The 11,953-nt window shown below is 46.2% G+C and carries 6 protein-coding genes; 4 read left to right on the forward strand and 2 right to left on the reverse strand.

Annotated features, from left to right (window positions below; translation table 11 throughout):
- Positions 1 to 284 precede the first annotated feature (284 nt).
- Positions 285 to 4,394, forward strand: coding sequence for a hybrid sensor histidine kinase/response regulator transcription factor (locus B2Z67_RS15625; RefSeq protein WP_291530770.1), 4,110 nt, complete (start codon positions 285 to 287; stop codon positions 4,392 to 4,394).
- A 607-nt stretch (positions 4,395 to 5,001) separates the two neighbouring features.
- On the opposite strand, the gene B2Z67_RS15630 is transcribed toward B2Z67_RS15625, so the two are convergent.
- On the reverse strand, positions 5,002 to 6,081 hold the full coding sequence (locus tag B2Z67_RS15630) for a hypothetical protein (protein ID WP_414630823.1): 1,080 nt from the start codon (positions 6,079 to 6,081) through the stop codon (positions 5,002 to 5,004).
- Between the two features lie 74 nt (positions 6,082 to 6,155).
- On the reverse strand, positions 6,156 to 6,821 hold the full coding sequence (locus B2Z67_RS15635; RefSeq protein ID WP_291530772.1) for a DUF3575 domain-containing protein: 666 nt from the start codon (positions 6,819 to 6,821) through the stop codon (positions 6,156 to 6,158).
- A 343-nt stretch (positions 6,822 to 7,164) separates the two neighbouring features.
- Here B2Z67_RS15635 and B2Z67_RS15640 point away from each other — a divergent pair, with 343 nt between their 5' ends.
- The 3 genes from B2Z67_RS15640 (at position 7,165) to B2Z67_RS15650 (ending at position 11,831) form a co-directional block, all read left to right on the forward strand.
- Positions 7,165 to 9,321: an elongation factor G gene (locus B2Z67_RS15640; RefSeq protein ID WP_291530773.1), complete on the forward strand. Its 2,157-nt coding sequence runs from the start codon at positions 7,165 to 7,167 to the stop codon at positions 9,319 to 9,321.
- Positions 9,322 to 9,595: 274 nt separating this feature from the next.
- Positions 9,596 to 11,140, forward strand: coding sequence for a sensor histidine kinase (locus tag B2Z67_RS15645; protein WP_291530774.1), 1,545 nt, complete (start codon positions 9,596 to 9,598; stop codon positions 11,138 to 11,140).
- Between the two features lie 4 nt (positions 11,141 to 11,144).
- Positions 11,145 to 11,831: a response regulator transcription factor gene (locus B2Z67_RS15650; RefSeq protein ID WP_291530775.1), complete on the forward strand. Its 687-nt coding sequence runs from the start codon at positions 11,145 to 11,147 to the stop codon at positions 11,829 to 11,831.
- The last annotated feature ends 122 nt before the right edge of the window (positions 11,832 to 11,953 follow it).

The following is an 11,953-nucleotide window of genomic DNA, read 5'->3' on the forward strand; positions in this document are numbered from 1 at the left end:
GAAATTTCATCTCGTGAGACGAAGAATTTCATCTCGTGGGATGAATGAATCCGTCTCACGAGACAAAAAAATCCGTCCCGTGAGACGAACGAAACCGTCCCACGGGATTTATGAGTGTATTTGCTACTTTCTGAACACCAATATCTTCTATCACACCCTTTGGGGTGCTAATGTTGCCAAACAAGGATGCTAATGTTAATCCCCTTCATTATTACCACTCGCTTGTGTTGATAAAACGTTTTTTTTGCGATATTTGCATCACTTAATCATATACAACCAATCCTATGAAACGCACAGTTCTGTTATTACTCAGCCCTTGTTTCATTCTGTTCCTGTGGGGCAGCAACGAAATCCCGTTCAAACACCTGGGAGTAGACAACGGGCTATCCAACAGTCAGGTCAACTATATCACCAAAGATTCGCAAGGCTTTATGTGGTTCTCTACCGACTACGGGCTTAACCGCTACGACGGATATTCCTTCAAGGTATTTGCCCACAACAGCAAAGACCCGTACTCCCTGCCCGAAAACTCGGTAGATGATGTGCAAGAAGATGCCGACGGTTCGCTGTGGGTACGCACCAGGCACTTGAGATATGTGTGGTACGATGCCCGAAAAGAAATCTTTCACCCCGCGGATTCCCTGTTGAAAGAGCGCTACGGAATTCCGGATCCTACCTACCTGATGTATATAGATAAGGAGAAAAACATCTGGACCTACGGATACAACGGAACCCACTACTATCACCGCACAGAGCAGAAGCTCTACTTCTATCCCATAGATGAAAACCTAAGGGCGCAGGGTGCCGGCGTAACCGCCATCGCCGAAGATGAAAGCCATACGATACTGCTCTACTCCAATGGCTACTTCGAGCGGGTGAGCCGCGCCACTAAAGAAATCACACACCGCAACTGGTACCTGTCTGATGCATGGGACGGCATATCGTGGAAATACGGAATGCTGGTAGATGCCGATGGCGATTACTGGATTTACGGCGATGGAGGCGTATGGCTTTACCACACCGCCGATGGCCGCTGGCAGCACCTCAGCACGCGCAAAGACTCGCCTTTTGTACTCTCCGGAAACCACGTGAGGAACGTGATGAAGGATGCCGCAAACCAGCTATGGATAGCTATCGACCACGGCGGCATCAACATCATCAACAGAACAGCAGGAACCATAAAGTATCTACAGAACGATATCTTCGACGAATGCAGCATCCTGCAAAACAGCGTAAACTGCTTGTACTGCGACGAAAGCGGCGGCGTATGGGTGGGCTACCACAAAAGAGGAATATCGTACTACAACGAAAGCATATTTAAGTTCCGCACCGACCACCTTTACGAGTTCAATCACATCAGGAACTTCACCTCGGACGTAAACATGATTGACGAAGACCGCAGCGGAAACATTTGGGCGGGAACCAGCAATGGGCTGATCTTCATCGACTGTCGTACCGCCCGGCGGGAGATATACCGGCATACTTCCGACGCCAATTCGATCTCGGGCGACGTAATTGTGAGCCTGCTGAAAACCACCGACGGGAAAACATGGGCGGGAGCCTATCAGAACGGGCTTAACGTATTCGACGGACGCACCTTTACCCGCTACAGGCACGAGCCGGGCAACCCCAACTCACTGGTCAACGACAATGTATGGGCATTGGCCGAGGGCAAAGACGGGTACATCTGGATAGGCACACTGGGCAGCGGCTTGCAGGGATTAGACCCGCGCACCGGACGCTTCACCCGCTATCCGAACCCTCCCGGGGAATTCGCGAACGATTACGTTGTGTCGATAATCGTAGGCCGTGACGGAAACATATACATGGCCACTGCAAACGGCATAAACGTGTACTCGCCATCCGCCAAAACGTTCGAGAGATGGAACGGTAACAAGAAGGGCACGCAAAGATTCTCGCACCAAAACGTGAATGATGTGTACGAAGACAGCCGCGGCCTGCTCTGGGTGGCCACCGTCGAAGGGCTGAACATCTACGACCGCAAGAACGACGAAATCATCATCCCGGTCAGCAGCCCCGGCCTGGGCAACGAAATCATCCAGGCAATTGTAGAAGATAACAACAAAAACATGTGGGTAACCAGCAGCAGCAGCATATCCAACATCATAGTGAATGTAGACCCGACTACGGGGATGTATACTTACACTCACCATCGCTACAGCGATCTCGATGGCTTGCAAGGGCAGCAATTCAACACGCGCGCGCTATTCAAAACAACACGGGGAGAGATTGTGGGCGGGGGCATACGCGGGCTGAGTTATTTCGACCCCGAAGGACTGAAGTACAACAGCATCACACCCAAAGTTGAATTCACCGAGCTACTATTGTTCAACGAAGAGGTGAAGATAGACAGCGTGTACCAGGGAAACCGCATCCTGACCCGCGCGCTGAGCTACACGGAAGAAATCAAGCTGAAGCATAGCCAGAATGTATTCTCGGTTTCTTTCTCGGGCATGAACTATATCCTGCCCGAGAAAACCCAGTTCATGTATATGCTCGAGGGGTTCAATACGGACTGGATGGTTGCCGATGCAAACAAACTGACGTACACCAATCTGGCACCCGGAAGGTACACCCTCAAAGTGAAGGCTACCAACAGCGACGGTTTCAGCAACCACGAGATTTCCGAACTCCGAATCGTCATTGCCCCGCCATTCTGGGCATCGCCCATCGCCTATATCCTGTATTTTCTTTTAGCGGTAGGCATCCTCTTGCTGGCACGCCGGCAGATACTGCGCAACGAACGGCATAAATATAAACTGGTGCAGATAGAGCAGGAAGCCCAGCAGAAGCACGAGATTGACGACATGAAGCTGCGTTTCTTCACCAACATCAGCCACGAACTGCGCACGCCGCTCACGCTGATTATATCTCCGCTCGAAAAGGCAATCAAACAAACAGTTGACCGGGAGCAGAAGAACAGACTGGAAATGGTGCATCGCAATGCTATGAGGCTGCTAAGCATGGTTAACCAGCTGCTCGACTTCCGCAAGAGCGACGTCAGAGGGCATCAGTTTAATCCGACGCAGGGAGATATCGTCGATTATATCCACAACGTGAGCAACTCCTTCACCGAATATTCGGAGAAGAAGAATGTGCGCCTGATCTTCTTCTCGACCGTCAAAGAATTGTGGATGGTGTTCGATGAAGATAAGTTGGGCAAGATTATCATGAATCTGCTGTCCAATGCGTTCAAATTTACGTCCGAGGGCGGAAGAGTGGATGTATCGCTGGATTTGCTGCCGGCATCGGACGACCGGGCGGAGCTGCTCGAAATTAGAATATCGGATACAGGCATCGGCATCAGAGACGAGGATAAAGAACTTGTGTTTGAGCGCTTTTACCAGGTGCGGCAAAAGGAAGGACAGAAAACAGGCGGAAGCGGCATCGGCCTGCATCTGGCTAAGGAATTTGTTTCGCTGCACGGCGGAACGATTACCGTGGTCGACAATGTAAGCAAAGGAAGCGTGTTTATTGTGATGATTCCGGTGGTTCGTGCCCAGACCGTGCCAGAGCAGACCACCGAAACCAAACCGGAGCAGGCGGAACCAGTAGTAGTGATGCCTCCTTCGGCAGACGATTTTGCAGACAACGATGCGGAGGAGATAGAAAGCGGATTGCCTGTCATTCTGGTTGTCGACGATAACGAGGACTTCCGTATTTTTATGCGCGACTGTTTAAGATCGGAGTACGCAGTAGAAGTTGCAGTTGATGGCACAAAGGCGTGGGAGATGATTCCTGAGCTGCAACCCGATGTCATCGTGAGCGATGTGATGATGCCCCAAATGGACGGCAACGAACTGTGCCGGCGGGTGAAGACGGACATCCGCACCTCGCACATCCCGCTGATTTTGCTCACCGCCCGTTCGGCCAAAGAGCAGAAGCTGGAAGGCTTGGAGAGCGGGGCGGATGACTACATCACCAAACCCTTCGACTTCGATATACTCGCCCTGCGCATCCGCAAGCTGTTGCAACTGCGGCAGAAGCGGCAGGAAAGTTTCAACCCGCAAATGGAGATTAACCCCAGCGAAATAACCATCACCTCGCTGGACGAGAAGCTGATAAACAAAGCCATCCGGTACGTAGAAGAAAACATCGGCCGGAGCGATCTTTCGGTGAAAGAGCTTAGTAGCGAGCTGGGGGTAAGCCGCGTGCATTTCTACAAGAAGATGCTTTCCATTACCGGGAAAACACCGATTGAGTTTATTCGCATCATCCGCCTCAAGCGCGCGGCGCAATACCTGCGCGAAAGTCAGCAAACGGTATCGGAGATAGCTTATCAAACGGGCTTCAGTAATCCGAAGTACTTCAGGAAGTACTTTAAGGAAGAGTTCGGGGTGCTGCCTTCCGAGTATCAGGAGAAGGAAAAGTAGTTGCGAGGGCTGCCCGAAGCTCGGTTCTTGCTTCCGTAGTAGTACGGAGGGATTCATTTCTCCCAAAACCCACCCCGGAGTTCCGAAATAAAGAAGAGCTTTCTTTATTCAAGCCTGCATTATTCATAAGTGTCTTGTCATAAATGAGAATTTAGGTGGAAATGGGTACGCGGACGACACGGAATAAGCGGACGAACGCGGACTATCTCTATTAGCTTCGCTGACAGAGATACTCTTGTTAATCCGCATACCGCTAAATTATTATTTAAGAAAAAATCCGCGTTCGTCCGTTTAATCCGTGTCGTCCGCATATCCATTCTTCGCTAAATTATCATTTATCGTAAAAATAATTATTACGAAGTACTTACACTATGAATAATGTAGGCAAGGATGTCCTGCGGTTTAGCCTGAATAATTCATGCTTCAGGAGTTAGAGGAGTTATCACCCAACAAGTTGGCTTAGGAGTTAAAGCCGATACAATGTTATATGATTCACGGAGTATCGGCTTTAACTACTTAACTACTAACGAAGTGATAACTACTTTAACTACAATATAAATAATGCGGTTTAAGACTGTATTATTCATCAGCAACCTTCACAGTCTGATTATTCTTTTACTGTATATTCAATGCGATATTGCACGCGCCGTAACTGCGGAAACATATCCCGAAGCATGATACGGTATGGCGCTCCTCCTTTGAGGCGCATCAGTTGAGCTTCCCGGCCCCCGAAAATAGGTACGGTACTAATAATATGGAGTATCTCGTCCTTACCATTAATATTACTTTTCTCCACCAGTTTGGCTAACCCGTCCCAATCCTCAGCTTCCCACGAAACAGACCACTGGCTCGGACTGAGCGTCAAAGAGAAATTGTCCATGATGTAATTCTTAAGAGCCATGGAGCGACCGTAAGAAAGCCGTTCGTTCTTGTCATAGCTACCTTCGACAGAGGAAAAACTGTTGATTATGAGACTTTCAATGGTAATGTTGGGGGAATTCTGAATAGAGCTAAGCACTTGGCGAAGATTTGCCAACTCCTCGGAATTGTGGAATAACTCGGGATGTATTTCAGTACGTCCTACGGGGAATTCGATGAATGCCTCACCCTCTAAGATGCGTTTATGATGAACAGCAACAGGCTCTGCAGGCGTTTGCACCGATTCCGCCGGTGGAGCAACCTTTACCTGCGAAGCAACATCTGTCCGGGGAGCCGTTTCCGTTGCAGGAGCCGTTTCCGTTGCAGGCAATTCCACTTTGTCACCTATCGACAGAACCAGAAGTTGACGCTCATTCCGGAAGTTGATAATCTCCTCGTAGAGGCTCAAACCGGCAGAGTCCATCCACGTCTCGTAGGGGACAGCGTAATTGTAATCAACCTGTGTTTCGGTATCTTTCACCACCCGGATTGTCTTTTCGGGACGTTGGAAATCCATACGGCCTTTCTCGCCGAGCAGGCGTATGCCACGTTCGGTAGCCTTGTACTTGTTCTTACCCTGAACCATGATGTCAGGAAGAGCAACAATCTTAGCCTCAGGAGTTCCCACCTTTCCGCCGGTAAGAGCCGGAGTCAGGAGTATTCCCGAGAACCATGCGGCTCCTTCACGGTCGATGTGTATCTTAAAACTTACCCGGACGGAGTCTTCCTCCACACGAACCGAACTGTCGTACAAACGAATCGTTCCGATATACTGGGCGCGGACAGGCAACGCAAATATGGCTGCCAATACGCATGTTATGATGAATCTGTTCATAGTCAAAGCTATTTAATCATGTATATAAGTGAAAGTCCGACTTTGGTAGGGCCGAAATAGTTTTTCGTTTCGTGCCCCAGCTTCGCGCCGCACTTGTTGCATTTGAAACGGTCATAATCAAGGTAGACATACCCCAACCCCAAAGTCGCTTCGAGCGAGAAACGGTTGGAGAGCATCCAGTGATAACCATAAGAAATACCTATGCCGTAGAGATTACCCTCGTAGCGGTAGTTCTTCAAATCGCCGTAACCCATCATCTCCTCCACAGCCGGCGGCAGCGAGAGGTTACCGACATTGAAAAGCGACCAGAGGCCGTGAGCGCCCAGGAAATGACCGTTGAAGGGTTCATATATCCAGTAGCGTAACTCGGGTTGTACCAGTATGTGCTTAATCTTCCTGGCATTGGAGAAAGTCCACGGATTGTAATTCACGGGTAAGTCCAGCGATAATCTTTTGGACAGGCGGAACTCAACCCCAAGGCTAAAGGTGGTGGTCGCATCATACAGCAGATTGGTCTTGACAGCGAAAACAGGAAGCTTGGGAAGAGTGCCTACAGGCTCTTGCGTAGCTGTCTGTTGCCAAGTATCGGTCGGAGCCTGAGCAAAGACCGGGAACAGTACTAAATTAGGTACTAAATAAAGCACCATTAAAAGCATTCGTTTTCTCAATATCATAATTTTCAATATTAAAATCTATTTATAGTGATTCATTCTTTTGAGTTATGAAACAAATAACCGATGCAAAAAGTTGAAATGTATCACAACTATTTGTGGTATCACTTTCCACAATCAATGGATAATGTGATAGTGGATGAAGTGTTTTCATTGTATATTGGAACTGATAATTATGGGCGTAAACTTAAGATAATCTTATTGTTACCTATAATATGTTGCACAACACTGTTTAGTAACACTTTCGATTAATTGCTCATCTTTCAATTAATTCATAATTTGCGCCTCACTTTAATTAATGGTATGCGAAGACATACTGAGTTATTCATTTTAAATCTTATACATCATGAAAGTATATCAGACGAATGAAATTAAGAACATTGCCCTGCTTGGCAATGATGGCTCGGGTAAAACCACTCTCACAGAAGCGCTGCTCTATGAGAGTGGTATTATAAAACGTCGTGGTAGGATTACTGCCAAGAACACAGTCAGCGATTATTTTCCGGTGGAGCAAGAATATGGCTATTCTGTGTTTTCCACCGTTTTCCATGTGGAGTGGAACGGCAAAAAACTGAATATCATAGACTGCCCGGGAAGTGATGACTTTGTGGGAGCAGCCATGACGGCTCTCAATGTAACTGACACTGCAATATTGCTTCTGAACGGACAATATGGTCCTGAAGTTGGTACACAGAACCACTTCCGTTATACGGAGAAGTTGGGCAAACCGGTGATTTTCCTGGTGAACCAGCTCGATCATGAAAAGTGTGACTATGAAATGGTACTGGAGCAGTTGAGAACAGCTTATGGTTCGAAGGTAATTCCCGTGCAATATCCGTTGAATACCGGACCGAACTTCAATTCGTTGATTGATGTGCTTCTGATGAAAAAATATTCGTGGGGGCCGGAAGGTGGCGCACCTACCATTGAAGAGGTTCCCGCTGAGGAGATGGAAAAGGCTACCGAAATGCATAAGGCATTGGTAGAAGCCGCTGCCGAACACGACGAAATGTTGATGGAGAAATTCTTTGAACAAGAGTCGCTGACGGAAGATGAAATGCGTGAAGGTATCCGTAAAGGCTTGGCTTCGCGTGGCATGTTCCCTGTATTCTGCGTGTGTGCTGGAAAAGATATGGGTGTGCGCCGTCTGATGGAGTTCCTGAGCAATGTAGTTCCGTTTGTAGATGAAATGCCTCCTGTCCATAACACCCGTGGTGAAGTTGTGTTGCCCGAATCGAATGCTCCTACTTCTCTTTATTTCTTTAAGACTGCCGTTGAACCGCATATCGGTGATGTACAATACTTCAAGGTGATGAGCGGTAAAGTGCACGAAGGAGAAGACTTTACGAATGCCGACCGTGGTTCAAAAGAACGTATTGCCCAGATATATGCTTGTGCGGGCGCCAACCGTATTAAAGTAGAAGAAATGGTAGCCGGCGATATCGGTTGCACCGTAAAACTGAAAGACGTGCATACCGGTAATACTCTGAATGGAAAGGGTACTGAAAACCGTTTCAACTTCATTAAATATCCGAACTCCAAATACTCTCGCGCCATTAAGCCCGTCAATGAGGCTGATACGGAGAAGATGATGGCTATCTTGAATCGTATGCGCGAAGAAGACCCGACATGGGTGGTTGAGCAATCTAAAGAATTGCGCCAAACAATAGTTCATGGGCAGGGCGAATTCCACCTGCGTACATTGAAATGGCGTATGGAGAATAATGAGAAACTGCAAATTAAGTATGAAGAGCCGAAAATCCCTTATCGTGAAACGATTACAAAAGCAGCTCGTGCAGATTATCGCCATAAGAAACAATCAGGTGGTGCAGGACAGTTTGGTGAAGTGCACTTGATTGTAGAACCCTACTACGAAGGAATGCCGATGCCCGATACCTATAAATTCGGTGCCCAGGAATTTAAGATTAACGTGAAAGGCACCGACGAAGTTCCATTGGAATGGGGCGGTAAACTGGTATTTATCAACAGTATCGTGGGTGGTTCCATTGACGCGCGTTTCTTGCCGGCTATCCTGAAAGGTATTATGTCTCGCATGGAACAAGGGCCGTTGACCGGTTCGTATGCCCGTGACGTACGAGTGATTGTTTATGATGGTAAGATGCACCCGGTGGACTCCAACGAAATCTCCTTTATGCTTGCAGGGCGTAATGCCTTCAGCGAAGCATTTAAGAATGCAGGTCCCAAGATTCTTGAACCTATTTATGACGTGGAAGTATTTGTTCCGTCGGATAGAATGGGTGATGTAATGGGTGACTTGCAGGGACGCCGAGCCATGATTATGGGTATGAGCAGTGAAGCCGGTTATGAAAAGCTGAGTGCTAAAGTGCCTTTGAAGGAAATGTCATCTTATTCCACAGCTTTAAGCTCCTTAACAGGAGGACGCGCTTCGTTTATTATGAAGTTTGCCAGCTATGAACTTGTTCCGAGTGATGTACAAGACAAGCTGGTTAAAGAATTTGAAGCCAAACAAACGGAAGATTAAGAGAAGTATTATTGCGGATAGCATATAATTTATAAAAACCGTTACCCCCTCAAAACAGGGGATAACGGTTTTTTATTAGCAGTGATTAAGAAGATAAGCAAATGTAAATGTGAATATTTAATTTTTTATTAAATTTGCAAACTAAAGACATTCCTGTTTGTTATAATACTCATAATACAACTTAAAAATGCCTTTCGGTTAATTTACGAGAACTGTCGGTTAAATCAGGTTAATTCGTTAGGAGTGTTAATTAGGGAGTGTTAATTTTGTATCTATGAAGAAGTCAACTATATGGATATTAGGTGCCGTTATGGGATTGTCCTTCATCAGCTTGTTGTATCTGCAAATCAGTTACATAGAGCAGATGGTGAAGATGCGTAATGAGCAGTTTGATGAATCGGTGAAGCGTGGCTTGATGGCAGCTTCCAAAGATGTGGAGTCTGCAGAAGTTAATCGCTGGTTGCGTGAAGACATCTCCGAGGCGGAAAAGAGAGCCTGGGAACAGAGTGCGCAGGGAAAAGAAATGGTGCAAATACAACGGATTACAGCGACATCGCCTGATCGTTCCAAATATTCGAGTATGGAACTGCAGACGATAATAAATAATCCGTCAGGATTGCCGCGAGCAATGATTTCGCGTAAGCATGGCACCAAGACAATTCCTCAGACTGCACGTTCGCAGGTAGATTTGATTAAGACCCGTTATATATACCAACGGGCTTTGTTGGATGAGGTTGCCTGGCAAATGGTTTACCGGGCGAGTGATAAGCCAATCGAGGAGCGTATCAACTTTAAGAACCTGGACCAGTACGTCAAGATGGGGTTGATAGATAATGGTATTAATTTGGGGTATCACTTTAAGGTAGTAGACCGGGATGGGCGAGAGGTATATCGTTGTTCGGATTACAGTGACGAAGGAAGTGAGAATTCATATACCCAACCTTTGTTTTTGAACGATCCGCCTGCCCGTATGAGTATGGTGAAGATACATTTCCCGGGTAAAAGGGATTATATCTTCGACTCGATCAGTTTTATGATACCATCGATGATATTTACCTTCGTGCTGTTGATAACATTTATATTCACGATTTATATCGTGTTCCGTCAGAAGAAGCTGACAGAGATGAAAAATGATTTTATCAACAACATGACGCATGAGTTTAAGACACCGATTTCGACAATTTCGTTGGCGGCGCAAATGCTGAAAGATCCTACGGTGGGCAAGTCTCCCGCAATGTTCCAGCATATATCGACAGTCATTAACGATGAAACGAAACGGTTGAGATTCCAGGTAGAGAAGGTGCTTCAGATGTCAATGTTCGACCGTCAACGGGGAGCGACGCTAAAGATGAAAGAACTGGACACCAACGAGTTGATTGGCGGTGTTATCAATACATTCGCCTTGAAAGTAGAACGTTACAATGGTAATATCGTTTCGGAATTGAGTGCGACAGACCCGGTTATCTTTGCAGATGAAATGCACATTACAAATGTTATCTTCAATCTGATGGATAATGCAATGAAGTATAAGAAACCGGATGTTGACCTGAAATTAAAGGTGAAGACTTGGAATGAGCCTGGTAGACTGATGATTTCTATTCAAGATAACGGTATAGGTATTAAGAAAGAGAATTTGAAAAAGATATTTGAGAAGTTCTATCGCGTGCATACAGGTAATCTGCACGATGTAAAAGGCTTCGGTCTTGGTCTTTCTTATGTAAAGAAGATAATTACCGATCATAAGGGAACTATTCGGGCAGAGAGTGAACCGAATGTTGGAACTAAATTTATTATAGCATTACCTTTACTTAAAAATTAATGATATGGACGAAAAATTGCGTATTTTATTGTGCGAAGATGATGAAAATCTTGGCATGCTTTTAAGAGAATATTTGCAGGCGAAAGGCTATTCAGCCGAGTTGTATCCTGATGGTGAAGCCGGATACAAAGCCTTTCTGAAGAACAAGTATGACTTGGGTGTATTTGATGTGATGATGCCGAAAAAAGACGGTTTTACCCTGGCTCAGGAAGTACGTGCGGTGAATGCTGATATTCCTATTATCTTCCTGACTGCGAAAACTCTGAAAGAAGATATTTTGGAAGGCTTTAAGATTGGTGCGGATGATTATATCACCAAGCCGTTCAGTATGGAAGAACTGACTTTCAGAATTGAAGCTATCTTGAGACGTGTACGTGGAAAGAAGAACAAAGAGAGCAATGTCTATAAGATTGGTATGTTTACTTTCGATACTCAGAAACAGATTTTATCGACGTCTGACAAGCAGACGAAGCTGACTACTAAAGAGTCTGAACTGCTGGGGTTGCTTTGTGCGCACGCTAATGAGATTTTGCAGCGCGATTTTGCCTTGAAGACTATCTGGATTGATGATAACTATTTCAATGCACGTAGTATGGANNTACGTAAGCATCTGAAAGAAGATCCTTCTATTGAAATCATCAATATCCACGGGAAAGGTTATAAGTTAATTACACCTGAACCGGAGGCTTAAACTGCGGAGCACAAGACCGCAAAGCGGATTGTATAAGAATAAAGAAAGGCGGTTGCTATTGTAGCAACCGCCTTTCTTTATTCTCTTTCCGATAATTAGTCCGCTAATTTTTTATTAACGAC

Source organism: Bacteroides sp. UBA939 (genome assembly GCF_002293435.1).
In the GTDB taxonomy this organism is placed as follows: domain Bacteria; phylum Bacteroidota; class Bacteroidia; order Bacteroidales; family Bacteroidaceae; genus Bacteroides.